Origin of the sequence: Bacillus sp. FSL K6-6038 (genome assembly GCF_038050455.1) — a bacterium.
Lineage (GTDB): Bacteria > Bacillota > Bacilli > Bacillales > Bacillaceae_G > Bacillus_A > Bacillus_A pseudomycoides.
The window spans coordinates 1,356,714-1,382,717 of record NZ_JBBOUH010000001.1 but is presented as its reverse complement, the minus strand read 5'-3'; the positions used below and the strand labels follow the sequence as shown (position 1 = coordinate 1,382,717).

At 35.9% G+C, this 26,004-nt stretch carries 29 protein-coding genes and 1 tRNA gene; 5 read left to right on the top strand and 25 right to left on the bottom strand.

All coding sequences use genetic code 11. The annotated features are described in order from the left end of the window. Window positions 1-299: 299 nt before the first annotated feature. From NSQ40_RS06975 to NSQ40_RS06945, 7 genes are all read right to left on the bottom strand, one after another. The gene (locus NSQ40_RS06975; RefSeq protein WP_003196039.1) at window positions 300-947 is read right to left on the bottom strand and encodes a phosphatase PAP2 family protein; all 648 of its coding nucleotides are present in this window, start codon (window positions 945-947) and stop codon (window positions 300-302) included. Between the two features lie 225 nt (window positions 948-1,172). After that, the gene (locus tag NSQ40_RS06970) at window positions 1,173-2,222 is read right to left on the bottom strand and encodes a polyamine ABC transporter substrate-binding protein (RefSeq protein WP_003196038.1); all 1,050 of its coding nucleotides are present in this window, start codon (window positions 2,220-2,222) and stop codon (window positions 1,173-1,175) included. 35 nt (window positions 2,223-2,257) lie between these two features. Further along, window positions 2,258-3,058: a spermidine/putrescine ABC transporter permease PotC gene (gene potC / locus NSQ40_RS06965; RefSeq protein ID WP_003206425.1), complete on the bottom strand. Its 801-nt coding sequence runs from the start codon at window positions 3,056-3,058 to the stop codon at window positions 2,258-2,260. A 6-nt stretch (window positions 3,059-3,064) separates the two neighbouring features. Next, window positions 3,065-3,910, bottom strand: coding sequence for a spermidine/putrescine ABC transporter permease PotB (potB, locus tag NSQ40_RS06960; RefSeq protein WP_018764143.1), 846 nt, complete (start codon window positions 3,908-3,910; stop codon window positions 3,065-3,067). Further along, on the bottom strand, window positions 3,907-4,890 hold the full coding sequence (potA, locus tag NSQ40_RS06955; RefSeq protein WP_003196035.1) for a spermidine/putrescine ABC transporter ATP-binding protein PotA: 984 nt from the start codon (window positions 4,888-4,890) through the stop codon (window positions 3,907-3,909). Before potA ends, potB begins: the two co-directional genes overlap by 4 nt. 235 nt (window positions 4,891-5,125) lie before the next feature. Further along, complete coding sequence (locus NSQ40_RS06950) at window positions 5,126-6,493, bottom strand: aldehyde dehydrogenase (RefSeq protein WP_003196034.1); 1,368 nt, start codon at window positions 6,491-6,493, stop codon at window positions 5,126-5,128. Window positions 6,494-6,817: 324 nt separating this feature from the next. Then, window positions 6,818-9,205 (bottom strand): immune inhibitor A domain-containing protein, encoded by a 2,388-nt coding sequence (locus NSQ40_RS06945; protein WP_003206430.1) that lies wholly within the window; start codon window positions 9,203-9,205, stop codon window positions 6,818-6,820. Window positions 9,206-9,572: 367 nt separating this feature from the next. Between NSQ40_RS06945 and NSQ40_RS06940 the strand changes: the two genes are divergently transcribed. Together NSQ40_RS06940 and NSQ40_RS06935 are read left to right on the top strand one after the other, a co-directional pair. Then, entirely contained in the window at window positions 9,573-9,704 is a 132-nt protein-coding gene (locus NSQ40_RS06940; RefSeq protein WP_003196032.1) for an anti-repressor SinI family protein, read from the top strand. Between the two features lie 82 nt (window positions 9,705-9,786). Further along, a complete protein-coding gene (locus NSQ40_RS06935; RefSeq protein WP_003196031.1) occupies window positions 9,787-10,110 on the top strand; it encodes a helix-turn-helix domain-containing protein in 324 nt (107 codons plus the stop codon). A gap of 96 nt (window positions 10,111-10,206) precedes the next feature. On the opposite strand, the gene calY is transcribed toward NSQ40_RS06935, so the two are convergent. From calY to NSQ40_RS06890, 9 genes are all read right to left on the bottom strand, one after another. Further along, window positions 10,207-10,800, bottom strand: a complete 594-nt coding sequence (gene calY, locus NSQ40_RS06930) for a biofilm matrix protein CalY (RefSeq protein WP_003196030.1) — start codon at window positions 10,798-10,800, stop codon at window positions 10,207-10,209. A 230-nt stretch (window positions 10,801-11,030) separates the two neighbouring features. Further along, a complete protein-coding gene (locus NSQ40_RS06925) occupies window positions 11,031-11,699 on the bottom strand; it encodes a TasA family protein (protein ID WP_033795994.1) in 669 nt (222 codons plus the stop codon). A 73-nt stretch (window positions 11,700-11,772) separates the two neighbouring features. After that, window positions 11,773-12,363, bottom strand: coding sequence for a CalY family protein (locus NSQ40_RS06920; RefSeq protein WP_258248208.1), 591 nt, complete (start codon window positions 12,361-12,363; stop codon window positions 11,773-11,775). Window positions 12,364-12,524: 161 nt separating this feature from the next. Then, window positions 12,525-13,361 carry a DUF4047 domain-containing protein gene (locus tag NSQ40_RS06915; protein WP_224795965.1) on the bottom strand — a complete coding sequence of 279 codons (837 nt, stop codon included), beginning with the start codon at window positions 13,359-13,361 and terminating at the stop codon, window positions 12,525-12,527. A 245-nt stretch (window positions 13,362-13,606) separates the two neighbouring features. Further along, on the bottom strand, window positions 13,607-13,654 hold the full coding sequence (locus NSQ40_RS29425; protein WP_371388584.1) for a hypothetical protein: 48 nt from the start codon (window positions 13,652-13,654) through the stop codon (window positions 13,607-13,609). A gap of 203 nt (window positions 13,655-13,857) precedes the next feature. Then, on the bottom strand, window positions 13,858-14,433 hold the full coding sequence (gene sipW / locus NSQ40_RS06905) for a signal peptidase I SipW (RefSeq protein WP_016113886.1): 576 nt from the start codon (window positions 14,431-14,433) through the stop codon (window positions 13,858-13,860). 135 nt (window positions 14,434-14,568) lie between these two features. After that, window positions 14,569-15,837, bottom strand: coding sequence for a D-alanyl-D-alanine carboxypeptidase family protein (locus NSQ40_RS06900; protein ID WP_098100939.1), 1,269 nt, complete (start codon window positions 15,835-15,837; stop codon window positions 14,569-14,571). Window positions 15,838-15,997: 160 nt separating this feature from the next. Beyond that, window positions 15,998-16,219: a hypothetical protein gene (locus NSQ40_RS06895; protein WP_006094068.1), complete on the bottom strand. Its 222-nt coding sequence runs from the start codon at window positions 16,217-16,219 to the stop codon at window positions 15,998-16,000. Window positions 16,220-16,337: 118 nt separating this feature from the next. After that, entirely contained in the window at window positions 16,338-16,880 is a 543-nt protein-coding gene (locus NSQ40_RS06890) for a hypothetical protein (RefSeq protein ID WP_003196022.1), read from the bottom strand. A gap of 304 nt (window positions 16,881-17,184) precedes the next feature. Here NSQ40_RS06890 and NSQ40_RS06885 point away from each other — a divergent pair. The 3 genes from NSQ40_RS06885 to NSQ40_RS06875 all read left to right on the top strand — a co-directional run bounded on the left by NSQ40_RS06885 (window position 17,185) and on the right by NSQ40_RS06875 (window position 19,289). After that, a tRNA-Val gene (locus tag NSQ40_RS06885) sits at window positions 17,185-17,257 on the top strand. 171 nt (window positions 17,258-17,428) lie between these two features. Further along, window positions 17,429-18,349 (top strand): tyrosine-type recombinase/integrase, encoded by a 921-nt coding sequence (locus tag NSQ40_RS06880; protein ID WP_006094066.1) that lies wholly within the window; start codon window positions 17,429-17,431, stop codon window positions 18,347-18,349. 157 nt (window positions 18,350-18,506) lie between these two features. After that, the gene (locus NSQ40_RS06875) at window positions 18,507-19,289 is read left to right on the top strand and encodes a helix-turn-helix domain-containing protein (RefSeq protein ID WP_006094065.1); all 783 of its coding nucleotides are present in this window, start codon (window positions 18,507-18,509) and stop codon (window positions 19,287-19,289) included. Between the two features lie 561 nt (window positions 19,290-19,850). On the opposite strand, the gene NSQ40_RS06870 is transcribed toward NSQ40_RS06875, so the two are convergent. The 9 genes from NSQ40_RS06870 to NSQ40_RS06830 form a co-directional block, all read right to left on the bottom strand. Beyond that, a complete protein-coding gene (locus NSQ40_RS06870) occupies window positions 19,851-20,099 on the bottom strand; it encodes a hypothetical protein (RefSeq protein ID WP_170959233.1) in 249 nt (82 codons plus the stop codon). Then, the gene (locus NSQ40_RS06865) at window positions 20,080-20,214 is read right to left on the bottom strand and encodes a hypothetical protein (RefSeq protein WP_018781079.1); all 135 of its coding nucleotides are present in this window, start codon (window positions 20,212-20,214) and stop codon (window positions 20,080-20,082) included. Before NSQ40_RS06865 ends, NSQ40_RS06870 begins: the two co-directional genes overlap by 20 nt. Then, window positions 20,211-21,305: a response regulator aspartate phosphatase gene (locus NSQ40_RS06860; protein ID WP_006094061.1), complete on the bottom strand. Its 1,095-nt coding sequence runs from the start codon at window positions 21,303-21,305 to the stop codon at window positions 20,211-20,213. The genes NSQ40_RS06865 and NSQ40_RS06860 overlap by 4 nt, the downstream gene beginning before the upstream one ends. 583 nt (window positions 21,306-21,888) lie before the next feature. Then, complete coding sequence (locus tag NSQ40_RS06855; protein WP_257151598.1) at window positions 21,889-22,602, bottom strand: HGGxSTG domain-containing protein; 714 nt, start codon at window positions 22,600-22,602, stop codon at window positions 21,889-21,891. Beyond that, on the bottom strand, window positions 22,565-23,251 hold the full coding sequence (locus NSQ40_RS06850) for a hypothetical protein (protein WP_098124574.1): 687 nt from the start codon (window positions 23,249-23,251) through the stop codon (window positions 22,565-22,567). Before NSQ40_RS06850 ends, NSQ40_RS06855 begins: the two co-directional genes overlap by 38 nt. A gap of 75 nt (window positions 23,252-23,326) precedes the next feature. Next, entirely contained in the window at window positions 23,327-24,004 is a 678-nt protein-coding gene (locus NSQ40_RS06845) for a hypothetical protein (protein WP_258248207.1), read from the bottom strand. A 95-nt stretch (window positions 24,005-24,099) separates the two neighbouring features. Beyond that, a complete protein-coding gene (locus tag NSQ40_RS06840; protein ID WP_224795964.1) occupies window positions 24,100-24,837 on the bottom strand; it encodes a BRO family protein in 738 nt (245 codons plus the stop codon). A gap of 99 nt (window positions 24,838-24,936) precedes the next feature. Beyond that, entirely contained in the window at window positions 24,937-25,755 is an 819-nt protein-coding gene (locus tag NSQ40_RS06835; RefSeq protein WP_006094050.1) for a MarR family transcriptional regulator, read from the bottom strand. 29 nt (window positions 25,756-25,784) lie between these two features. Further along, window positions 25,785-25,994, bottom strand: a complete 210-nt coding sequence (locus NSQ40_RS06830; protein ID WP_018781086.1) for a helix-turn-helix domain-containing protein — start codon at window positions 25,992-25,994, stop codon at window positions 25,785-25,787. Window positions 25,995-26,004 lie beyond the last annotated feature (10 nt).

Genomic DNA, 26,004 nt, shown 5'->3' with positions numbered 1-26,004 from the left:
AGTGAATCTTTCTATATAAATCCATTTTAATTTTTCGACATATAAGTTGCTGCGACGAAGAACAAAAAGTGACCGCTACTTGTTTTCTCTTTCTGTTTTCATTTGGCATGGGGCTGAAAAAGGATCTGACCGCTTCTATCCACGGACGGATCTTCTCTTCCACCTAAAAAATGGTTTATGTCGGTTTTTTCATTTGGATTTATATATATTTTAGCACATATTACCATAATCAATTAGAGAATTTGGTATGAAAAAAAACGTCCGAAAAACCCGGTAATCTGAGCCTTTTCGGACGTGTCTCATCTCTCTTGATTCGTTCCAAATCGCTCTGAAAATAAGCGATGAAAATACATAGCGATAATTAATGCAATACCACTTAAACAATAGCCAGCTAAAATATCAGTCGGATAATGTACAGATAAAATAATCCTACTTAATCCAATCCATATGATTAGCAATGCCATCGCAATCGTAATAACAACTTTCCCAGCCACATTTTTTACGTTTGCAGCAATGATATAAGCAAGAAATCCATACGTAATCATTGATAGCATAGCATGGCCGCTTGGAAAACTATATCCAAGGGCATCAAGCGCTTCATTTAAGCTCGGACGATCTCTTTTCATCATTTCTTTTATTCCTTTATTCACAAGATGTGTCATTAACACAGCCGTAGGATACACAATCATCGCTGCATAGTAACGTTTCTTCCAAAACACGAACAGACTAAGAATAAGCGTGCTTATAATCCCAATTGCAGATCCCATTTTTGTAAAATATGTAAAAAACGCAAATGAACTTTCTGTTTGTAATCCTCTTACAAGATCTTTCACATATATATCAAGTGTTGTTATACCATCTGCTTGTACTCTCCAAGCAATGAGAGCAAATGCAGCAAACAACAAGAGAATACAAGCGAGCTCATATCGATGTAATTTTCGTTTCAAATTTTTCCTCCTATTATAATAAAATGCGGTTCCTATTTAGAAACCGCATTTTATTATATATCCAGTTTGTTTTTCCAACACATAAATCGCGGCTATGAAAATAAAAAGGAATCTCCACTCATTTTCTCCCTTTGTTTTCACGCCGCATGGGGCGAAAAAAGGATCCGACCGCTTCTATGCCCGGCCGGACCCTCTCTCCCACCTAAAAGATTCAGTTCTCTGTTTCTATTTTCCTTTTGTTTTTAACTCTGTCCAGTAACGATCATACTCTTTTAATTTATTGTCTACATCAACAAGCCACTCTGTACGAGCTAATTCGTCTTTCGATAAGAAAATCATATGATTATCACGATACTCTTTACTGTGAAGTTCCCATGCTTTTTCATTTGGATTACTATATCCAATGGATTCATAGTTTTTCACACTTACTTTTTCATCCATTAAGTAGTTCATAAACTTCTCGGCAAGATCTTTATGTTTCGCACCTTTTGGAATTGCTAATGTATCCGCCCAAATTGTACCGCCTTCTTTTGGAACAACATACTCTACATCTTTATTATCTTTTGCAATGAACGCTGCATCTCCAGACCAGACTGTTCCAATCCAAGCATCCTCTGTAATAAACTTTTGTTTAATATTATCTGTATCAAATGCAAGTAAGTTAGGAAGTAATTTTTGCAAGTCAGCAGCTGCTGTCTTTAACTCTGCATCATTTTGTGTGCTGTTTGAAAATCCGTTCTTTTTCAGACCCACTCCTAACACTTCACGAGAATCATTTAATAAAGTAACATGTCCTTTATATTTCTCATTCCATAAGTCGCTCCAACTTGTTGGCGCTTCTTTTACATACTTTTTATTGTAAGCAATTCCTGTTACACCCCAAGTGTATACAAGCGAGTATTTATTCTCTGGATCAAATGAAGGTGTTTTAAAATTTGAAACAAGATTTTTTACATTTGGAATGTTCTTCTTGTCCAATGGCTCTAATAAATCCATTTTTGCCATCGTTTTAACCATGTAATCTGACGGTTGAATTAAATCATATTTTGCACCACCAGCTTGTAATTTCGCAAGCATTTCTTCGTTACTTGCGTATTTATCATAGTTAATTTTCACGTTATATTTTTTTTCAAAATCCTTTAACACTTGCTCATCAAAGTTATCAGCCCAGCTATAAATATTTAGCTCCTCTTTCTTTTCACCACAGCCAGCAAGTACACCGGCAACAAGGCTAAAGCTAATTGCTGCACCAGCTATTGTTTTCATCCATTTCATCGATTCATTGCCTCCTCGTTCTTTGTAATTCTCTCTTATAATGGAAGATGTCCTCCAGAGTTTTCTTCACCATCTGCACCTTTATTACGGAATATTTCCGATGCAACCATTAATCCTACAATAACAACAATTAATATTGTAGAAAGAGCATTAATTTCAGGTGTTACTCCGCGTTTCACCATACTGTAAATATATAATGGCAATGTTGTTGATCCTGGTCCAGACACGAAGAAACTAATCACAAAATCATCGATTGATAATGTAAATGTTAATAATGCCGCTGAAATAACCCCAGGTGCAATTCCTGGAAACGTTACATAACGAAACGTTTGCCATGGGGTTGCACCTAAATCATTCGCCGCTTCTTCTAAATCACGTCCCATACCAGAAAGACGTGCTGCTAAAATCACAACAACAAACGAAATACTAAATGTAATATGTGCAATAATAATGGTAACTTGTCCAAGTTCCATCCCAATTTGACTAAATAAAATGAGTAATGATAATCCCATTAAGATATCCGGAATTAGAATCGGTAAATATACAAGACCATTAATTGCTCCTTCAAAACGATATTTATAACGATGTAATGCAACAGCAAAAATCACGCCAAGAACCGTTGTCACAACTGTCGTCACGATTGCAATTGTAATACTATTTACAAATGCATCAATGACATCTTGCTTTTGAAACAAATCTGTATACCAATGGAAGGTAAATCCTTCCCATTCTGCGTTAATACGCGAATCGTTAAAAGAATATACCATTAGAACCATCATTGGAAAATACAAGAACAATAAAATCAACCAAGAATAAGATACTAAAAACTTCTTCATCTTTGTCTATTCCCCTCCGTTTCCGTATTTATATACTTTCGTCGCACGATAATATAAGTAAATTAACAGAACAGAGAACAGAACAACAATAATTGATAATGCAGATCCAAATGGCCAGTCACGCGCACCTAAGAATTGGTTTTGAATCACGTTTCCGATCAATGCTACTTTTGATCCACCCATGACGTCTGATACAACAAACATTCCGATAGATGAAACAAATACTAGAATCGAACCAGTAGCGACCCCTGACATCGTCATTGGCAATGTCACATTCCAAAATGCCTTCATTGGTGTTGCCCCTAGATCATATGCTGCTTCTAACTTACGTTTATCAAGCTGCTCAATCGCTGCATACACTGGTAAAATCATAAATGGAAGTAAAGAATATACCATTCCTAATATTACAGATGGTGTATTATATAATAAATTTAAAGGTTCATTAATAATGCCTAACTTCAGCAATAATGTATTTACAAGACCTTGTGAACGTAAAATAACAATCCATGCATATGAGCGCACAAGAAAGTTAATCCAAAACGGAATCGTTGCTAATAATAGAAGAATAGAACGATATTTACGATCAACAATTGTAATTGTATATGCAAATGGATAACCAATGAGTAAGCAAAGTACTGTTGTAATAACTGCAATTTTCACTGTTTCCCATAATGTATTCATATACAACGGATCAAACACGCGCGATATATTATCTAATGTAAATTGCATTTCCACTGTCCCGTATGCTCCGCGCTGTAAGAACGCAAATGCTAATACGAATACAAGCGGAAATAAAAAGAAGATTAGCAACCATGTAACTGTAGGTAATGCGAGTAGTTTCCCTTTTTTCAATTTAAGGTCACCTCATCCTCTTGCTCCCAGCCTACATATACATTATCACCGATACCCCACTGCGCTGCTTCTTCGGCAGTTTGATATGCCATTAATAGTTCTGATGTTTTTTCATCGCGTACATAAAGCTTTTCCATATTTCCAACAAATTCAACATCTTCAATATGCCCAAGATGGTATTCTTTTAAAATCGGTTGCTCAACCGAACGTATTTTTACATTTTCAGGGCGCACTGCTACGTAGCTTTCCCCATTTTTTATAATATTATTTTCACCAATGAACGTCGCAACAAACAATGTTTTCGGTTCTTTATAAATTTCCTTTGGCGTTCCGATTTGCTCAATATGTCCTTTATTCATAACAACAATTCGATCACTCATACTCATTGCTTCTTCTTGATCGTGTGTTACATAAATGAACGTAATTCCTAAATTACGCTGCAAATTTTTCAATTCACGCTGCAAATCTTTTCTCAACTTAAAATCAAGCGCTCCAAGTGGTTCATCCAGTAATAACACACGCGGATTATTTACGATTGCTCTTGCAATTGCAACACGCTGTTGTTGTCCACCAGAAAGTTTTGCAGGCTTACGATTACGGAATTCAAGGAGCTGCGTTAAGCGCATCGCTTCTTCTGCACGTTCTTTTTGTTCTGCCGCTGATACTTTTTGCATCTTCATACCAAAACAAATATTTTTCTCCACCGTCATATGTGGAAATAATGCATAATGCTGGAACACTAGGTTCATATGACGCTTATAAGGTGGTAAATCGTTAATTCTATCCTCGTCAAGTAAGAGATTCCCTTTTGTAGGAGTTTCAAAACCTGCAATCATACGAAGTAACGTTGTTTTCCCACACCCACTCGGTCCAAGAATTGTTAAAAATTCTCCTTCTTTAATATCTAAAGAAAGAGGTGGTATAATCACTTGATCTCCAAAATGTTTTTCTACTGCTTCAACTTTAATAATCTTTTTCATTTTCCCGTCCTATCTACCTCAAATTTTTAATCTTTATATTCATGAATAAATATTAGTTTTCTATCAATTCTTTTGTTTCGATCCAAACAAAAACGATTGTTTAACAGCGTCCTTATCTATTCTTTATGTAGTATGTTTGATTCATTTTCGCATGATACATATGTCGAACAGAAAAACCCCTTCAGGCGAGAAGGGGTTTTTATCATACGGCTACGCCTACTGATAAACACCATCATCATTTTAACAACTTTCGTATGAATTTTAAAGCACTTTTTGTAGAAGAATAACGAATTTTCATATCAAATACTGTAGATTGGGATAAAATGCTTTTATAGTGTGAAAATGTGCGAAAACTTTGTTTTCCATGATAACTTCCTAATCCACTGCTCCCAACACCACCAAAGGGTAGATATGGCGTAGCAAGATGATATACAACGTCATTTATACACCCACCGCCATATGAGACATTACGTGTAATTTGTCTTTGAATTTCTTTACTCTCTGAAAATACATATAAAGCTAATGATTTAGGTTGTCGCTGAATTCTTTCCATGATGTCTTCTATTTTCTCATACTCTATAATCGGCAAAATTGGACCGAAAATTTCATCTTCCATAACGGAATCCTGCCATGTAATATTCGTTATAATACTAGGCTCAATATGCAGAGTTTCCTCATTATATTTCCCACCAATTTCAACCCTACCATCTTGTAAGAAAGAACATAATCTTTCAAAATGACGTTTACTGACAATCCGAACGTAATTTTCATTTTGCAGTGGTTTTTCGCCATATTGATTTTTAATTTCAATTCGTAGTGCTTTAATAAATTGTTCTTTTACAGAAGAATGAACATATATGTAATCAGGTGCAACACATGTTTGTCCCGCATTCAAGAATTTCCCCCAAACTATGCGCCTTGCTGCTATTTCTAACTTTGCATCATTATGCACAATACATGGGCTCTTTCCACCAAGCTCTAACGTAAGGGGAATCAAACTTTTAGCTGCCGCCTCCATAACAATTTTACCCACTCCAACGCTACCGGTGAAAAAAATATAATCAAACGGCTCTTTTAACAGTGCTGTGCTCTCTTTGGTACCGCCTTCAACAACCGCAACAAGTTCGGCCGGAAATAACTCTTGTAACATATTTGCAAGAAGACTAGAAACATTAGGTGTCAATTCTGACGGCTTTAATACAACCGTGTTTCCAGCGGCTATTGCCCCTACAAGGGGTGCAACCGCAAGTTGAAAGGGATAATTCCACGGAGCCATTACAAGGGTAACACCATAAGGCTCTGGAACCACTTTTCCTTTCGAACCAACATGTGTAAGTGCGGTACGAACGCGCTTCGGCTTACTCCATGAAGAAAGATGTTTCACTAAAAATGAAATTTCCTTTAATACGTATCCAACCTCTGTCGTAAATGATTCATGATCTGATTTATTTAGATCCAATTTTAACGCTTGAAAAATATCAGACTCAAAACGCTGAATCCCTTCATATAATCTTTTTAAATGTTGCTTTCTTTCTTCTATATTTCTTGTGTGACCTTTATAAAAATATGACTTTTGCTCGTTCACAATAGAAGTGATATCCATCTGCTATCTCCTCCTTCTATATTTGCATTGCTATTTCAACATATAAATCACTGCTATGAAAACAAAAAGTGACCTACACTTATTTTCTCTCTTTGTTTCACTTGGCATGGGGCAGGAAAAAGATCTGACCGCTTCTATGCTTGGACGGATCCTCTCTACCACCTTAAAAAAAGGTTTTATATTGGTTCTTCAATATATTCCACCTTTTACTTAACATTTTCCTATTCTTAAAGTTTAATTATATACGAGTTTGCATTTCATATAAAATACATTTGCTCATAAAAAAAGCTGTTGAAAGGAAAACCTTCAACAGCTTCTTCATAATTAACGATATAAGCGAACTGCACCTGCAGACTTATCATCCGATTGGCCAACTACTTCAAATTTCAGGCCAAGTTTTGGTAAAATGCGTCCTGCATCTGGAATTTGCTTATTAATATAAGCTTTAGAATCGTCGAACTTCGCAACACCTGGTAGTCCACTGTATTCAAATGTTCCACGAGGTTGTGATACAACTTTCCATGCCGGTGTTTGATCGAAAGAGAACGCTGCATCAGCAATTTGATAACGTGTGCTATCTTTAAATGTTGGCTTACCATTTAAAGTTCCTGCAATTGCTTCAGGATGAGAATCAACTACACCAAGGAATCCGTATCCTGGATGCACGCCAACCCAGTTATCTGTATAGCTTGAGTCTGCATACCATACAACCATACCTGTGTTATATACTGGACCGCGAGCATATTTTAACGCTTCGTCAGCACCAGCATAGTTTCTCCACTCTACATAGTAGTTGTGCTTTTTCTTTTCAATTCCAGTAGAAGCAACGAAGCCATCTAGTTTGAATTTTGGTGTACCTTCTGCATCATCAGAGAATACAACATTACCATCTACTGTTAATGTTGCATTATCAAGAGTAAATCCATCTAATGCTAAACCACCATCAGTACTATATTCAAATACAAGCTTCACTTTCTTACCTTTAAATTGGCTTAAATCATAAGATTTGTCTACCCATTTTCCAAGAGTGGTATCTGCACCACCTTTTACATTTTTATTACCAATTGTATCGATTAATGTTTTCGATCCATCTTCTGCTACTGCATGTACTTCTAAGAGATCATAGTCTGTTTCAATTTCATATAATGATTTGTAATCAAACTTTGCATTTGTTGCATTTGTTAAATCAAATAAAGGTGTTTCTAATGTTGTATGAAGATCATCACCTTTTGTACTATAGTAGTACTTCTTACCAAACGCAGGCTGAATTCCTTTTACATCTTTATCCGGTAAATTAACACGGATCAGACCTGGGCGAGCTGTTTTTGTTACACTTTGATCTAAGTATGTTGCATAACCAATTCCTCGGTTTAACTTATCATAATCTAATTCCACAATATTCGCCCAGTTTCCACCAATCGTTTTTTGAAAGAACTCTTTGTTTTGCGGAGAGAAACTTGTTGGCGTTGTTCCAGCAATGTTACCTGCCCAGCTACCGCCACTCATAATAGACCATGACTGAACTGGTTCACCACCGCCAGAATATTTTGTATCATACTCATCTGGAAGACCTAAGTCATGACCATATTCATGTGCGAATACACCAACTGCTCCATCTTCTGGTTCAATTGTGTAGTCAAACGCTGCCATTTTGCCATTCCAGTATGGTACTTTTGATTTTGTACCTTCTATTTCATATGGTTTTTGACCAACTGTCCAACGATGTGACCAAATTGCATCATCACCCAATTTACCGCCACCAGCTTCTTGTCCAACACCAGCATGGATAACCATTAAGTGGTCAATCAAGCCATCTGGTTGATTTTGATTGCCATCTTTATTTACATCATATTGATCAAATTGATCGAATTCTGATAAATCAAGACCGCTATCTACCGCTGCTTTTAATGCATCTTTGATCAGGTCACGAGGTCCTAGTGGTCCTTTATTATCATGACCATCTCCAGCATCTGCGCCGTAATCAGCAGCTTTTCCTGGAACTGTTAACCACTTTGTAACTGTTCCATCTACTGTATAGCTACCGCCAGATTGTTCCTCATAATACTTCTTAAATGTTTCAATTTTGCTTCCATCATCTAATGCAAATGGTTCGTCACCAAATAACATTTTTTGATAATGTTCTTGGTTAAAATCACTAGAATACATATAACCAGGTTCTTTATCAATATTGTTATGTTTGAAGTCAGCATACTCTACAAGTAAAACAAGTACTTTGTCTTTACGAACTTTTCCATTATACTCTTTTGCCTTTGCAGAAGTAGTTGGCACTTTACCATTTAATGCGCCTTTAGCGGGAACTGCTCCAGCTCCATTACCATTTGCTGGTGTTTCTAATTTTTCTTTTGTATCTGCCTTTGCATCTTTAACCTTCTTCAGGAAATCAGACGCTTCTTTTGTAACAGAATCCCCAGTTGTTTCTTCTTTTCCAGGTTTGTCACCCTTCTTTTTCTCTACATACTTTTCGACAGCTTTCTTTGTTTCTTCATTTGAAGCTGATGAATCAATCACTCCTCGGTTTTTAAGAGCATTAGCTAAGCGCTCTTCTGGAATTAAATGATCATCAATTGGACTTGTAGGTACTGTTTTTGCAGGTGTTTCTGCATAAACAGACTGGCTACCAGCCCCAAACGAGCAACTAAGAACAGCTGCTACAGCAAGTGTTGATAACACTTTAAACGGTTTCTTTTTCATCCCTTTTTTCCTCCCCCAATAAAATATGTACCAATATTTAGATAATAATAAAAATTCAGTAATTTTTCAATATTTTGTTTGATTTTGTGCTATTTTGTAACTTTCGTAACATTTTTGTAAAAATTACATATTTTCCACAAAAATATTTCTCCATATATCAGTTATTTCTGAAGATATTGATAATTTTTGATAAAACTATTACAATTTCTTTATAGAATGACAAAACAATAACTTTTTATTGATTTTACCTACAAAATATACAATAAATTAACATTATTTTTACCAAATTAACTTTTCGAAATATTATAATGTGTTTAAAAGATTGTTTATTTTGTACGATTCATTACATATTAGGGAGGAATACACTTTGTACAAAGAAAAGGCAGATACGCTAGATCAGGATTGGATTGATTTAATGCTTGAAGCTTTAGATGCTGGGATTGCTATTCAAGATATCGAACACTTTTTCCAACGTATGAACCAGCCTACCAGAAACTAGCAGAGGCGTTCTTTTTAACGAAATTTGTGTTATAATAATGACATCATAAGCCGACTACATACTTACAGAAAGGTGCACAAAGATGATAGGAGAACGTATAAAACGCCTTCGGTTGCAAAGAGGGATTTCTTTAACAGAGCTTGCTGAAAAAGCAGGTGTTGCAAAGTCTTATATTAGTTCCATTGAACGTAATTTACAAAAGAACCCTTCCATTCAATTTCTTGAAAAAATTGCCAATGTTCTGCAAATTCCCGTGGATACGCTCCTTCATGACGAAATACCATCCGAAAATCAATTGGATTCGGAATGGACACATCTCGTCAAAGAAGCCATGAACTCCGGTGTATCAAAAGAACAATTTCGTGAATTTTTAGAGTTTACAAAATGGAAGAGAAATCAGAAATAATATATACGAAAAGAAGTGCATACTGGGGGGCACTCTTTTTTTAGTTACAAAAAAAGCGGGGAATCCCCGCTTTTTTGTCTGTTATTTCCTTATTGATTATCTCTCTTCGCCTTCAGTTTGGTTTGCATTGAATGTCCATTCTAAGTTTAATTTATCGCCTTGGAATTTATTTTGATCTTGACCATTTTCTTCAAATACAAATTGTACCCATAGGTAGTCTTCTGTTCCAGCTTCTAAGCCACCCTTTTCACCCCACTCTGGAGCAAAGATGTCTTTTGCTAGAAGATCTGGATCAGCATTTTGTAAATCTGCTAATGTTGTTTCATATACAGGCTCGCTTTGTTTATCCCAGTTCCAAATAAATTTCACTTTAATATGCTTACCGAAATCTTCCCCAGCGTTATCGCCTTTCGCATCTGTAACTGAATATTTCGTTGCTAATTTAACATCTTTAATTGCTAACGTGCCGCTGTTCTTTAATAAGAATTCTTTCTTAACAGAATCGCCTGGTTTAAGGTCCTTAATATCTACAATTGTTTGAGGGTCCAAAGTAAGATCTAATGTACCCGCTGCAAACGTATTGTTCGATACTTCTTTGTCACTAAAGTAAGCGAATGTTCCTCCACCGATTAAAGATAATCCCAATGCCGCTGAAGCGACTCCCATACCTAATTTTTTCTTTAAACTCACTGTAAATTCCCCCTAGCTATTTTTTTTATTGTTATCTCTTAATGTAGGATAAGAGGTATAACCAATAGAACGCCTGTTATTTTTCTACGGCCAATGTATGTACAATACCCCTTGAATTTATCTGTTCTTTAAAAGCTACCTTATGTTCATTATAAAGAACGTAGAGGTGTAATTGCAACTATAAAATAATATTAATTTTGAAACTATTCTCTATTCATCCTTAAAAAGACTTAATCCTTCCGATACTTCATTTGAATATACTTTTTATAAAAATATAATCCACACCATACTAAGCCAAACCCTATTAAAATCATACTGCTTTGCTGCGTACCTGTACGTGGTAGCTGCCAGTTACTATTAGAATTTATGGATGCAGGAGGTTGCATTTGATTGCTTCCCATTTCATTTTCGGTACCCTCACCATTGCCGGTTGGTCCCTCTGCATAAAAAATAAATTTTACTATTGTTTGTAATCCTTGATACTCATTTCCTAACTCTTTAGGAACATGTATCGTATAGATAAGCTCGTCAGTTCTATCAACTGCTAATGTACGCTTTTCCATACTTTGAAGTTCTTTTAGACTTCCCTCGTACAGCACTCCTTGTTTATCTTTTACAGTGACCGTAAGAGCTTCATATAATTTCGTAGACCCCTCTGAAGCCTCGCTCTTTATACTATATGATAATTTCTTTGTTCCTTCATTACTAATACGTATACTTCGATTTGCCCAGTCTCCTGGCTTCATATTTGAAACATGAAATAGTACTTCTTTGGGCTCAAGACTTATATCTATTTCTCGCCGTTCCTCTGCATACACTTGGTCAATATTTTTTGTAATACCAATGAAAACTACTAGAATCAGACATATACTCATGATAAATAACCACTTCTTATTCATGTGCATCCCTCATATAACAAGAATTGGTATGAAAAAAAGGCAGGAAAAACCTACCTTTTTTCTATCAATCCTATTATTTTTCTGACCCTTCTGTTTGTTCCGCTTCAAATGTCCATTTCAACTCAAGTTTATCACCTTGGAATTGATTTTGATCTTGCTTATTATCTACAAATTCATATTGTACCCAAAGATAATCGGAATCACCATGCTTCAAACCACCATTTTCAGCAAACCAACCTGCAAAAATACTTTCTTCCACTGCATCTGGAGACATAGCCTTTAAATCAGCCAATGTCGTTGAGAAAATAGGCTCACTTAATTTATCCCAATTCCAGAAGAAATTCACACGGATATGCTTACCAAAGTCTTCTGAATTATCTCCTTTTGAATCTATTACATTATAATTAGTTAATAATTTCACAGTTTTTATATCTAATGAACCATTATTGACAAGCTTAAAGTCACGTGTCATTTTATCCCCTGGCTTAATATTATCAACATCAATAATCGTAGTTGGATCTACAGAAAGATCTAATGTACCTGCTGCAAATGTATTATTTGATACTTCCTTATCACTAAAGTATGCAAATGTTCCTCCACCAATTAAAGATAGTCCTAACGCAACTGATGCAACACCCATTCCTAATTTTTTCTTAATTCCCATTCCATATTCCCCCTGAACTTCATTTTTTTATGTTAACCTCTACATTTGTAGAAGGTATAACCCAAAAATCAGTGGTTTTCATGTACAGCGCTTGAATCTTGTTTCTGCACTTCTTCTTTATTCTCTTCAGGCTGTTGTAATACTGGATTGGTCTTTTTCGCTTATTGAGCTTGATTGACTTGTTCTTGTTTAGGGTTTGACGGTTGCTTTATTTCTTCTTGTTTGTTTGATTTTTTTTGCTCAGAAGAAGGTACGACTTGTTCTTGTGTAGGGTTTGATGGTTGCTTTGTTTCTTCTTGGCTGTTTGACTCTTTTTGCCCAGAAGAAGGTACGACTTGTTCTTGCGTAGGGTTTGATGGTTGCTTTATTTCTTCCTGGCTGTTTGACTCTTTTTGCTCAGAAGAAGGTACGACTTGTTCTTGCTCTGTTTTTCCAGACGTGTTATTAACCTGTTGCGCTTTTTTCTCTTCTATTTTCTTTTGTAGGGTTAGAATAAATTCTTCCATTTTTTGTACTGATATTTGCTTATCAACATTATCCTTAATACTCCCTACTTTAGTAAAACCCGCTTGTACATATTGAAGCACTTGCTTACTTGAATCGCTATTATTTACTCTTACATTTTCTACTGATTGCTTATAATAATCTTCTATTTCTGTATATATGTGTTGCAAGGCTTCACGTTCCACTTTCACTTTTTCAAACTGTTTTCTCCATTGCTGCGCTTTTTGTTCGAGTACTTCTACAGAATCAGCTTGCGTTTCCTTATTCATTCCTTCAGTTCCATTTAAAATCAAATTCTCATGCTGTTGCGTTTCTTTCACCAAAGTATCAATCGTTTTTGGAAATACAATTGCAGTTGAAACAGTAGAATGTATTTTTGCCTCATTTACAAAAGCAGCCTCTGTATACGTAACTACTTGTGATCCCATATAGAAAGCTATTGAACACATACATGGTAACATGAGTATTGTTTTTATTTTTTTTGATGATTTCATCATTCCAACCTCTCCCATTACTCGCATTCAATTCTCTATAAAGAACATAATTTCATTATATAGAATAAAATCCGAAAATCAAATAAAAAATATAGAATTTTTTTACATTTTTTGTGACATATGACCTTTTTACATGGTAAAAAACCTAATTCTATCAATCTAATCTCTCGTATACATATCCCCGTATAATAGTTCGAAAATAATATATATAAATAGACTATCAATTTGATAGCCTATTTATATAATTATTTCTCGCTACCAACTGTTTGCTGTGCATCAAATGTCCATTTCAGCTCAAGCGTATCTCCTTGGAATCGATTTTAATTTTTTTCCATTATCTACAAACTCAAATTTCACTTTAAATGTATTCTTGTTTCCCGCCTTAATTCCCTTCTCCTTTAATAACTCCAAAAGTGTATCATTATTAACTGGTATTGAAGGTTTCCCCAATAATATCTTTATATTTATAATCTCTAAAATGAAGAAAATAACGGAATTATACAGATTGTCCTACATCTGCAGATTTCTTTTTCTTTTCGCTATCAATGCTACGGATTGCACTAAAAATAGAAATTGCAGAGTACCCAAGTAAACATATGCCTGGAATAATTAAAAGTAAGGCTGCTCCTGCTTTTGAATTCGCATAATTCAACAAATATCCCACATATGGAACTGTAATATTTCCATATTTCCCAATAACATTTTCTGCTAAGACTGGTTTTAAATCCGGCCCATTATTATTGTCACCTTTCGTTTCATACATTACTTTCCCATTTACGTTTTTCACATCAATAATACGGTGAGTTACAATTTTTTTATCGCTTTCTTTAAAAGTAATTACATCGTCTTTTTTATATTTAGATCCATCTTTCGTTGGTTCGATTGCAATAATTGACCCTGTTAAAAATGTTGGTTCCATCGATCCAGATAGTACTGTTTTAAATTGATATCCCATTACAGTCGGATCCCCGCCGCTTGCTTTTGATGAGATGACAATAAACGCTAAAAAAACCATTAACGCAAATAAAACAAATGAGATGACGTTACTCATAATCTTCCAAACTAGTTTCATCATTATCTCCTCCTCTTTATTATGTATATGCACGTAAAAACTAGGATATCCTAAGTTGTTCTTAAAAAAGAACTCAAATCAATACTATAATGAACGAATGAAAAACGCAATAAAAAATAGGCAATTGATCATTGCCTATTCCACTTCTGAAACCGCATTCTTTTTAGCTCGTCTTACCACATATAAACCGATTATTATTAAAGCAATAATTCCAGCTCCAATACTTACCATCAACCCAAAAGGATACGTAGGTTCAGCTGGCTTTATATTTTTTTTCGGCATTGCAAATGTAACATCTTCCTTAGAAAGAACATTAATACTTTCAATCTTTTGATTGTTTTTCGTCACGTCTACTATTCCAATTACATCCCCGCGATGAATCCCCTTTTGATATAGTTTTTCTTTATCAACCGGAGCCGTTCTAAAGACTGTTTTTACATTCTTACCTTCATCTTTCTTCAACATCAATTCTGCACTTTTTTCAAGTTCACAATCTATATTTTTATCTAAATATGTTGCTTTCTGATGCCAATTATTTTTATCTAAAACCATTTGCTTAGCAAATTGTGAGAAAGAATGATCTGCAATTTGACGCATATCTTCGTAAATCTCTGGTCTTTGTGACGCCATCACAACATTGACAATACGATTACCATCTTTCTCATTTAATAATACAAGTGTATTGCGTGCTTCATTTGTAAAACCTGTTTTTCCACCAATACTATATGGATTTTCGAAATAAGTAGCCTTATTAAAAATAGAAACCGTTTGTCTAGATGTTGTAACCGTTGTTCGTTTCGTATTCATAGCTTGTAAAATCTCAGGGTATTGTTGAACCCCTCTCGTGATCATTGCCATATCATATGCCGTCGTATAATGATTCGGATCATGTAAACCATTCGGCGTTACAAAATGACTATCCTTTGCTCCTAACTGCTTCGCTTTCTCGTTCATCATATTCGCAAAGTTTTCTATACTTCCGCCAATACGTTCACCAATTGCATACGCAACATCATTTGCACTTAATACCATTAAAATTGTTAGTGCTGTATTACGATTGATTGTTTCACCTACCTGAAATTCAAGTTGATAATTACTCTTTTCCTGATCTAATGCAGGTTGTGAAAACGTAAATTGCTCCTCTGGCTTCGTATGCTCCATTAATAAAATAGCAGTCAATACTTTCGTCATACTTGCCGGAAATGCATGTTGATGTGCATTTTTGTCATACAAAACATCCCCTGTTTTTGCATCAATTGAAACTGCAAACTGCCCAAACACATTTGGACCCGGACCAGGTGCCGGCACTGGTTCAGTTCCAGTTTCAGCGTACAATGTCATAGGCGTTAAAAAGAATAAACAAATCACCATAATAAAAACCGAAATTTTCTTACAATTTACCATATGACTCTCCCTTTTCTATTTTCTTTTGCCTTATATACTAATTCTACCAATCCGACATTAAATTGGTATTTAAATGGAAAATTAATTGCCGTTTTTCACTATATCATAATTTTACAAGAAAAGACATAATCATACGCATAAAAATAAGAAGGACTCATTCTTACTTGTCCTTCTCATCAGCCAATAAATCTATTAAATTATTCCCTGCTTCCTCTTCTGTAATCTCATCGGTCATTCCCATGAAGGACCAACCCTTTGAATCTACCCATTCAATAAACTCATCTAAAAACTCATCATGAGAGACATCAACATCAAGAATCGCACCATTTATTGAGATCGTTCTATTTCTAGATACACGTATCTTGAAAGATTTTCTTACCATTTGTATATACCTCTTTAATCTATAAAGTATTTATAAACCTATTTTCTGTTTCTGTTATACCCTATTTCCACGAAATTGTAAAAAGAAGATCCTACCAAAACAAATATAAATTTAATATTTATTTGCTATGTTGCTTAATATAATCCTCATAAGTAGGTATTGCACTAGCATCACCAGCACCAGCTTTTGCACTGTTAAACACATCTCTCGCTTCCAATCTGTTTTGTCCGATATCAAGATCATGTAAAATACGGTGAACATATACTAAAGCTGTTGTATCATGATTTTGAATTGAAGTATGAAGCAATTTTCTAGCTCGGTCTAAATCTTCCTTTAAATTGCCTTTAGTCAACGAAGCAGCTTCTTTTAAAGTGGTATCAATTAACTTGAATCCCCATTCGTTCACTTCCCAATCTGGAGCATCGGTCTTCTCAAGATTTTCATACCTTTCCCAACCAGTAATCGTATTTAAATCACTATGCGTTTCTCTTATCTTCATTCCAATATCTTTTGATTTATCTACCTCTTCGATTTGCTCAGTCTTTTCAGCATTCATTTCTTTCTTATCTGTTTTATAAAACAACATAATGCCACCGAATATTAATCCAAATAAAACAAGATACCCAACAAGAATAATTCCTTTTCCGCTCCTTCTAAACAAAGTGATACGCCCCTTTAAATTATTTCCTATTTTAAATTATATCAATTTTAAATTGTGTTATAGGATAAAATTAATATTTAACTTAATGAAACCCAAAAAATCACTTCAGCTTCATGAGTGAGTAATTCTCTTACTATTTACTATTAAACTACATGAAAATGTGCTCCCAACAAAATATAAATGTGTTATTCTACCAGGTTCCATTTTAAACATTGTAGTTAAAAACTATTGTAAGGTGCCACTTAATTTTGTATAATCAAACCAACAGAATTATCAGATATATATAAATTATCACTTTTATCATGATCCCGTAGCTCAGCAGGGAGAGCGCCACCTTGACAGGGTGGAGGTCGTGAGTTCGAGCCTCTCCGGGATCATAAAACTTAATAGTATCAAGGCTTGAGAGGACATTCTCAAAAGCTAAAACTGTGGAGGTCTCCATCAGACACCACAAGTTAAAAGAGGACTACTTCTAGTCAGCTAATCAGCTGGCTCAGAGGTAGTCCTCTTTTTTGTTTCTATAAAACTAAGAAAGGACTGATAAGAAAATGCTACTTAAGTTTGCTATGAAGGATTTCAAAGAGGAAAAAGAGTTCGCTAATCTGTCTCCTCGTACAATTCAATCTTATATGGCTACCCTACATGAGTTCCAAGAGTTCTGCTCTGAGCGTGAACTCATTGATACACGAGACATTAGAGAAGCAACTGTTAAGAGCTACCTCATGTATTGCCAAAAGACAAGAGGGAACAACGTAGTAACTAGAAATACCAAGCTTCACCATCTCAAGATTTTCTTTAATTATTTACAACATGAGGACATTATCAGCGAGAAAGAAAACCCTATTCGTAAAATGAAACTGGCTAAAGAGGACATAAAAATTGAGGTCTTCCAAGATGAACATATCAAGCAAATGCTTCGCTACTATAGGAGACTCAAAACTAGGAATAAAAGCTTCTATGCTTATCGAGACCATACCATTATTATCTTCCTTTTAGGAACTGGCTCAAGGCTTGGTGAGCTTATTAATATCCGCTGGAGTGAGTTGGACTTAGTAAACCAAACAGTAACCCTATTCGGTAAAGCTCGCAAGCAACAAACTGTCCCTCTTACAAACAAGCTTGTAAAGGAGTTTTGTGAGTACAAAGTGTTCATGGAGCGTGAACTAGGCAGGTTACCCGAGTACGTGTTCACCACACGAGAAGGGAAACAGATGAGTCCTAACTCAGTGAAGCTCATATTTAAAAGACTCAAACAAGTAATGAACTTCTCAGATGTTCGCTTATCAGCTCATACTTTTCGTCATACTTTTGCTCATCGTTGCTTAATGGCTGGAATGGACGTTTTTACTCTCCAAAGAATGCTAAGACATAGCAATTTGAGAATGACTGAGAGGTATCTTTCTCTTTGGGGAACAGCCTTGAGAGAGCAAAACGATAAGTTCAATCCACTTAATTCACTTGAGATTTAAGACAAATAAAAAGAGAACCCTGCTAGTTTGGCGACCGAACAGGGTTCTCTACAGCTACTAAAGAAACTCGAAGGAGCTTCCTTGTTTGCTATTGTATCATGCTCATTGGTACTAGCTCAAGGGGTGTTCCTTCTTAATTACATAGGAGGAAAAGAGCATGAAGAAATTAAGACAATATGAAAGCTTTCAGTCTGTTGCTGAGATGGACAAAACTATTGATCGCACTCTTAAGGAATATAATTTAAAGGACAGCGAACGAGTGATACTTCTAAAGCTATCAAACTACTCATGTAAGTTCGTTGGAGTTAGCTACCTGAAGAATAATACATTAGCAGACCTAACAGGATACTCTAAGCGTACTGTTCAGCGTGCCCTCAAACGTTTCAGCGAATTAGGAATCATTACTCGTATTGAGCAGTTTAAACCTGTTAGTGGTGGCTACTCAGCGTTTATCTGTGTAATTAATCCTTTCGAGCGTCACCATGCGTTGGCATCTTGCAAAGAAGTTGCTGAGCCTACTCTTGAGCAACTTGAGGAGCCATCTCACGAAGAAGAAGCCATTACACTTAAAGCTAAAAGCTCTAAAGAATTAAAGATACGTAATAGCGCATCTGTTAATATCGACGAGTTAGATGTATCTTATTTGACTAACTCATGTGTACCGATGGAATTTATCAATACAGTATCCCCTTTCTTTTATACAGCTAAGGAAATCTATGCTATGTGGGGAAAAGTTAAATTGGCAGCTTACAAGTATGCACCTGATTTAGTTGATACAACCGAGATAGCAATCTCAGCATTTAAACAATCTGTATTTGCTCTGAAGATGAACAAAATTAGAAAAGGCTTCAAAGGCTACTTGTTTGGCGTTCTCGCAAAGATGATGTCTGTTGGGCAAAGAAGGCTTAAGTGTGAGCTGTTTGATTTCCTACAAGGTTAACCTGAAGAGCGCCCTCTATCGAGTCACTAGCGTTTCACACATTGTTATTACTGATAAGTAATAATCCCTAGCAACTGGTTTCTGTCCTTCTCAGCATTAACCCTTGAGGTGGTGCTATTAAGTATATTCTTGATTGCATGCTAAGGGTGGTAAACTATCAGGTTCTTGTTCGAGCTTGTACGGCTTCTAAGGATATTTGTACTCGTTTCATTGTCTGCTGGAATGCCACACCAGAGAGAACAACCTCTCACATTGACTTATAAGACGCTTTATGAGAGCAACCGATTTGTATCCAACCAAAAGAAAACTCCACAGTCAAACTTATAGATGTCTCTAATAAAATTTCGTCTATTTTATCATTCTTATGAAAATAAATTAAAAAACTTTCCAATTATCTATTGATGGTTCTAGAACCTTTAGATTATGATCTACTCAAGCCACTAAGGAAACGAGGTGAGCCATTGGAAAGTAAACAACAAAAGTTTTACGGTAAAGTCAAAGACTTCTATGAACTAGATACAATTGAGGACGCTAAAAGGTTTTATACCGCTTTTATTCAACTCAACAAGATACATACAATAGACAAAGCGGATAAGATCGATAAAATGCTAACTCACATGTACGCTGGCAAGAAGTTAACAGATTAACCGAAAACCAAACAAAAGCAAAGGAGCGTTCACCTACAGTAATCCCCCTCGGATATCCTAATTTAATGATACTCCACTTCTGATTTTGCACAAAAATAAAGCAAGGATTTCTCCCTGCTTCTGTTAATTCTTTATTAAAGAGATCAACCTCCAGTGTTTCCATCTGCCATAGTTTTCACTAGGGTAGTAGTTTGCTGCTCATCTACTGTAGTATATACTCCAAGTGTTAGCGTCAAAATTGTTACAATTCCCATTAAACCAAGTATCACTTTCTTCATTTTAGTGCCTCCTTCTTGTGAACTTCTTTTTTAGCTTCATAACTTAAATAAAAGTACTTACTTCCTTGTTCAAAGTTACCTTCATTGTGGTACTGCACAGCCACTACTTCAGTATACTCTTGAACATACTCCCATAGTTGTTCTCTTTTAAAGTAATCCATTCCTGCTAAAACTACTTTTTCTAACTCTTGAGCTGGTATATTTTGAACCATAGATTTTAAAATTATCAATCGGTACTGATACTCATTGTTTTCTAGTTGTTTACATATTGTTAAACCTTTTTCGATAAGCTCCAAAGCAATTTCTGTTTGACCTAATTTAAATTGCTCTCTAGCTTCAACAAATAGAGCTCTGTAATTCGTTGGCATTTTTTCATTAACTTCAGATAAATAACGAATAGCCAATGAAGAGAGGTTTTGACTTGCATACATTAAACCTAGATTTTGGCGAACCATAAGGATAAAGTGCTCTTCCTCTATCTTTTGAAAAGTATTCATTGCAGAAGTCAAATGCTCCTCAGCCAATTCCCATTCTCTTAAATGAACACAAGCTAGTCCATAAAGGTTATTACAAAAAGCAAGATTTAACTCATTGCCATCATGTTTAGAGAATATCTCTTTAGCTTTCGTTACATGAGTAATTGCTAACAGCGCTTGATAAACATGATAACGGAATGTAGCTAATTTATAGTAAAACTCTGCATGTTCAAGTTCATCAGAAATATACCTTAGAAGAGATTCAGCTTTCTCATAGTGCTCTTTAGCTAAAGTATATTCACCAATTGCATTAGAGTGGATAGCTTTAAAAAAATGATAATAGTACGCTAGCGAGCTATTTGTTGGTACACCATAAAGGTCGATTTCATCAAAACTATCTTTAGATACTCTCAAGTTATCAATTAAGTAATTGTATCGAAAATCGAGAAGTAAGTAATGCTGCAATAACTCTGAGTTGTCTTTAACCTCATTAACTTTCGCCTCCACTTTTAATTTTAAATCCCTTGCTTTATCTAAATGTCTCGAGCGAATCTCTAAATACCATTCGTTTAATAATTGGATTACTTGCTCATTCCCCTTTGTTTGAACGTTCATAAATAACCTCCTCATCCTTTTTATATAAAAACTCCCTATAATAAACAATAGCAAAATTTGAATAAACAAAAAAGGCTATATTTCTATTTCTCAAGAATATTCAGAATAAAATATTTTTAAATATAACTCCTTAGCTACAAACCTTATTTCCCCAAGATCACATGCACACAAAGAAAGGAGCAACCTTTTAGGCTCTCCTCTTTAGCATTACAACTCTCCATACTCACTCTCTAGGAGACGTAAATTGGCTTTCTCCTCAGCTTGGCCTCCTTGGTATTCTAGCTCAGTTACTTCACTTACAGTTAATCTGAGCGGGATAACTATAGAGTTAAATATGTTAGAATACACGCTAAGTAGCTTTTGCTTCACAGAATCGATATCCTCCTCAGAGCTAGGTAAGTAATGTGTCTGCTCATAAGCATCTCCTCCTTAAGCTCGCTTAGTAGCTTGTTTGTATTTATTGTGAGGCTTGAAAGCTTCTCTCTTGTAGTCAAATTCACTAATTTCCTAGGATTTAACACTGAGGACGACTGTTTTTCTACCTGCAAAGTGTGCCTAGTGGGTCGCCATCTCATATATTTACTTACTGTTCATTTCCCATGTCAAATAACGCATTAAGATCTACTTTACTAGCGTTATCTTTATGTTCCTTAGATTGCTTAAACTTTTGGTTCAATCCTAGGGACTCAGCGAAACGGATAAGTTTTACCTCAGTATCGTTGTAAGCTTTGCTATCTCGCAAGAAGTCCTTAGAGTCCATTCTCATAGATTTAACAGTATTGATAGCAAATCGGTCTACGAGTACAAGGTTAAACGGATCGACCTCATAGTTTTCAATGTAGTAATCCATTAACCCGTTGTACAAGTCAGTCTCCCCTTGAGATAGCATCTCTTTGAATTCTTTTGAGTAAGCTCCGTGAATAAGGTTAGCTCTGGGGTTTAAATTTGCCATAGCTTTCTTCCTCCCCTCCTCAGTTTTTTGCCCGGTAGACTTACCGCCATGGAACGGACATTTTCCATTAGTAGAACCATCCTCTTTAATGTGTGGCTTTCTCAGGCACAACCTACCGTCACCCTTGATAGCACCGCATATAGTCGGTTCCTTCTTGAGCTGGCTACGGAGTTTCTTGAGAGCTTCCTGATTGTCTTTCTCCTTGGCAACCGCAACCTTCTCAGCTAAAGCTTTCAGTCTTGGATCATCTAATTTAGATGGTCTAGCTCCTTTTCTTGGTGCTGGTTTATTCATTAGTATCACCTCGTTAGTTACTCCAATGTAGATTACTTGTGTATTCTGCATAGAACTTGTCAAATTCTTCTTGAGCCTTCTTGGCAGCTTCAATCTCACGAGTTGTCGGCTTCTTAGGTGCTTCTCGCTTATTGAATTCCTTAGTTAACTGTTTTAGCCCTAACTCCAATCGTTGAGCCTTATTTCGTATCTCTGAGTATTGTAATAGTAGATTTGCTTCTCGTGAGAGAATATCAGCTTTACGCTGTAGATCAGCTATCGAGTTGCCGTTCTCATGGAATAGTTGAGCGGTTTTAACTTGAGGGAAGGCCACTAGAGGAACCTCACGTAGCTTCTCAGGTTTACCTTCATTGTTTGTGTAGAATGAGATAGAGAGTTTCTTCATTAACTTTTTGGAGATACGTTCTTTAGTGAACTCATCGATTACTCGCAGTTTGCCAATAAGCTTATCCCCTTGAACTTTTACCTCTTCAAGAAAGCCTACAGTATCCTTGATTGACTCTGAGTGATCTAACTGAATAGGTATCTGCTCCTCAGCATTAAAATTATTGGCTAACCTCTGTAGATCTACTACCTCATACTTTTGACCTCTGTGAGTGCCTACCGAGAACAATTCAGCGTCTTTCACTAGGTCTTCACCTTGTTTAATACCTTCTGAAAAGGACTCGATTAAATTCAATTCGTGTCGTTTGTAACTCATGTGTTTTCACCTCTGTAGTTTAATAGATTGCCTGCCTCACCAGTGCCACCAGCAAGGCAGAGTTGCTGTCAGTTATTATTTGTTAGTTTCTGCTTTAAAGTGTTTCATTAAGCTGTTACCCTTCTCAGTTAACTCAATGCCATGCTTATTGAGGACGGTCAACATTGCTTGTAGAGCTTCAATAACAATCGCCTCACCTTTCTTATCTGACTCGCTATTAATCTCTTTACCTAACTCCTGAATGTACTTGAACTCTTCACTATCTGGATGGAATGACTTAGTTTCTCCAAAGCCGAATGCCAAGCCTAAATCCTCGTAGCCTTTACCTGCAAAGCAATCTTTACCTAGTCGCTCTGCAAAGTCTGATAAGTGATAAGTAGCTTTATCCTTAGCAGAAGCCTCAATATGTTCTTTCTTCACTTGCTCACCTTTTGAGTGTACGTAGGCTTGCTGTGCTTCCTGGCGTTGTTCTCTAGCTTTATCTAGCTCAGCTTGCACTGATTGAACCTCGTTGTTTAACTCCCCTATTTGCTTCTCACCTTTTGCTTTTGTATTTAAGTTTGCGTTGCTAGGGTCAATCAGAATAGTTGCCTCGATGATATTCATAGCATTGTTGATTTTAGAGATAGTACTTTGTAGCTCATTCCGTTTAGTTTCCAAGGAAACAACTAGCTCATCAACTTTATTTAAATCGCTCTGTGCAGCCTCTACAGTTTTAACCTTTTTGTTTGAGCCGAATAATTTGTTTAACATAAATGATCACATCTCCTTAGTTTTAATTAGTTTGGGTTCGCCACCTCATGGGGAATTATGAGGATTAATATTTTAGAAGTTGTACTACGTGGGGATTACTGAGTAATAATTCCTAACTGTTGAGCAATCCAATAGCGTCCCAACTCGGAGAACAACATTTGAAGTCCGAACGCTGTAGTTTGGTATCTGATGTAATTCTCATCTCTTAGGAATGAATACTCTGCTTTGTGGAGGTAATTCTTTTTTCTGCTCTTATAGATAATTTTCTTATCCACTAACTTGTTATACAACCCTTGAGGTGATCGCATACCAAATATCTTTGCTACCTCGGTTGCTGTGTAGTATCCTTCTGTGGAAAGAACCTTGTCAGTGTATTCAACCTTTGGAACTTGTATCTTAATAGTCTCCTCAGCTTGCTTAAGTTGTACATTCTTTCTTTCGAGTGTTCTCTGAGCTAGCAATAACGCTTTAGCCATGATAGCTTGTTCATCATCTTCCTCAGTTGTTACAAGATAGCCACCATCTTTACGGATACTAGGTAGCACCTCACTGGTAATCCATTTCTTAAAGGCTTTAGCTTGTGGCTTGCGACTCGTTAGAATTAAACCGTAGAGACCTGACTCGTTAATAAGTGTTACTTCTCTGTTTTGACCTGCTACATAAATTGTGTGTAAGAGCTTTTCATCATCGTCCAGCCCTCTAGTAGCGGTGTATGCGTCCCTAAACTCTAAAATGTCTGATACATCTTTAGCTACAAAGTAAATTTCTTCTCCTTGTTTGATACTTCTAACTTGTCCTAATTCTTCATGGTCAAACACTAGTAAGTTATTCATCATGATTTATCTCCTTTGTTTTTCCCTTAAGGTGATACTATTAGGGTTTTACTTTTGAAATTTCTCTGTGGTAATGTTACGGTGATGAATTCTGTAGTTTTATTTCTTGAAGTTATCTTTAGAGAAGGAGGCTTTCTCGATATTATCCAGTAGTTCCTCCAAAGTAATCTTTTTAGCTTGACGACTTACTGCTTTAGGATCTAAACAGATAGCTTCTGTGACCGACTTAATCTCTACAATCAAGCGATTCTTCCCTAACTCGTCCATTAACTTTTTAACAGTAGGCCGAGACAGTCCAAGCAACCCCTCTAGGTGCTTACGCTTTAAGAGTACAATCCTACTAGTTTCTTCCTCATCAGGATTCTCAACAATTAAGTTAGTATTCCAACTCATATAAGAAAGCATCATTCCAAACAACCCTAGAGCATTTAACGAGATAGACTTTGCTTTCTCTTGTAGGTGAGCTTTGAAGATTTTAACTACCTTGTATTCCTCTTTTAATTTCTCACAAACAAATACTGCGTCAGTCATATTTACATAAGTTGTTTTCCCTACCGTCTCACGAGTGATTAATCCATTAGATTCTAATTCTGATAGGGTTTTATTAACTTGAGAACGTGTTTTATCTAAGCTTGCTACCAAGTGTTTAACTGTTAGTAGATCACCTTTCTCAGTGAACAATTTCCCACCTCGATTAATTTTCATACAAGTTGCTAAATAAAGTAATACTCCATGCTGCTGTAAAGTTAAATTCTCTTTGATTACTTTGAAATTATCTCGTTTCATCATGATAAAATGTCTCCCATCTCGTTGGCTCATACTATTTAGGTATTTCTTTCGGGCTTCCTTTTGAGCTAGACTCACAAGTTCATATCCTGCTTCGACTAATTCTTTACCTGTCATTTCTGTAGTAACCATTTAGTTTTCTCCTCCCTGCTTTCCCTTTTTTAGTATTCTTCTTTTCTAAATGTTAGCAATTCATTAGCTTCTTTAATGTTTAACGCTATAGCAATCTTATTGACCGTTCTCATTGTTACAGGTTCTCCGTAAGCCATTCTACTAAGATTAGCCTTGTGAATCCCTGTTTTATCACTGAGTTGATCTAATGTGATTCCTCTCTTGCAAGTTAATCTTTTGATATCTACATAGAATCCCATCTCGTAGCCT

Coding starts and splice junctions, on each gene's coding strand:
- NSQ40_RS06850 (WP_098124574.1), bottom strand. CDS start 23,251: ATGAGTTACAAACGACACGAATTGAATTTAATCGAGTCCTTTTCAGAA.
- NSQ40_RS06845 (WP_258248207.1), bottom strand. CDS start 24,004: ATGTTAAACAAATTATTCGGCTCAAACAAAAAGGTTAAAACTGTAGAG.
- NSQ40_RS06920 (WP_258248208.1), bottom strand. CDS start 12,363: ATGGGAATTAAGAAAAAATTAGGAATGGGTGTTGCATCAGTTGCGTTA.
- potC (WP_003206425.1), bottom strand. CDS start 3,058: ATGAAGAAGTTTTTAGTATCTTATTCTTGGTTGATTTTATTGTTCTTG.
- NSQ40_RS06880 (WP_006094066.1), top strand. CDS start 17,429: ATGCTACTTAAGTTTGCTATGAAGGATTTCAAAGAGGAAAAAGAGTTC.
- NSQ40_RS06895 (WP_006094068.1), bottom strand. CDS start 16,219: ATGGTAAGAAAATCTTTCAAGATACGTGTATCTAGAAATAGAACGATC.
- NSQ40_RS06935 (WP_003196031.1), top strand. CDS start 9,787: ATGATAGGAGAACGTATAAAACGCCTTCGGTTGCAAAGAGGGATTTCT.
- NSQ40_RS06855 (WP_257151598.1), bottom strand. CDS start 22,602: ATGCAGAATACACAAGTAATCTACATTGGAGTAACTAACGAGGTGATA.
- NSQ40_RS06830 (WP_018781086.1), bottom strand. CDS start 25,994: ATGGGATTCTATGTAGATATCAAAAGATTAACTTGCAAGAGAGGAATC.
- NSQ40_RS06865 (WP_018781079.1), bottom strand. CDS start 20,214: ATGAAGAAAGTGATACTTGGTTTAATGGGAATTGTAACAATTTTGACG.
- NSQ40_RS06970 (WP_003196038.1), bottom strand. CDS start 2,222: ATGAAATGGATGAAAACAATAGCTGGTGCAGCAATTAGCTTTAGCCTT.
- NSQ40_RS06945 (WP_003206430.1), bottom strand. CDS start 9,205: ATGAAAAAGAAACCGTTTAAAGTGTTATCAACACTTGCTGTAGCAGCT.
- NSQ40_RS06925 (WP_033795994.1), bottom strand. CDS start 11,699: ATGAATAAGAAGTGGTTATTTATCATGAGTATATGTCTGATTCTAGTA.
- NSQ40_RS06950 (WP_003196034.1), bottom strand. CDS start 6,493: ATGGATATCACTTCTATTGTGAACGAGCAAAAGTCATATTTTTATAAA.
- potA (WP_003196035.1), bottom strand. CDS start 4,890: ATGAAAAAGATTATTAAAGTTGAAGCAGTAGAAAAACATTTTGGAGAT.
- sipW (WP_016113886.1), bottom strand. CDS start 14,433: ATGAAACTAGTTTGGAAGATTATGAGTAACGTCATCTCATTTGTTTTA.
- NSQ40_RS06900 (WP_098100939.1), bottom strand. CDS start 15,837: ATGGTAAATTGTAAGAAAATTTCGGTTTTTATTATGGTGATTTGTTTA.
- NSQ40_RS06875 (WP_006094065.1), top strand. CDS start 18,507: ATGAAGAAATTAAGACAATATGAAAGCTTTCAGTCTGTTGCTGAGATG.
- NSQ40_RS06860 (WP_006094061.1), bottom strand. CDS start 21,305: ATGAACGTTCAAACAAAGGGGAATGAGCAAGTAATCCAATTATTAAAC.
- NSQ40_RS06870 (WP_170959233.1), bottom strand. CDS start 20,099: ATGGAAACACTGGAGGTTGATCTCTTTAATAAAGAATTAACAGAAGCA.
- NSQ40_RS06835 (WP_006094050.1), bottom strand. CDS start 25,755: ATGGTTACTACAGAAATGACAGGTAAAGAATTAGTCGAAGCAGGATAT.
- NSQ40_RS06840 (WP_224795964.1), bottom strand. CDS start 24,837: ATGAATAACTTACTAGTGTTTGACCATGAAGAATTAGGACAAGTTAGA.
- NSQ40_RS06915 (WP_224795965.1), bottom strand. CDS start 13,361: ATGAAATCATCAAAAAAAATAAAAACAATACTCATGTTACCATGTATG.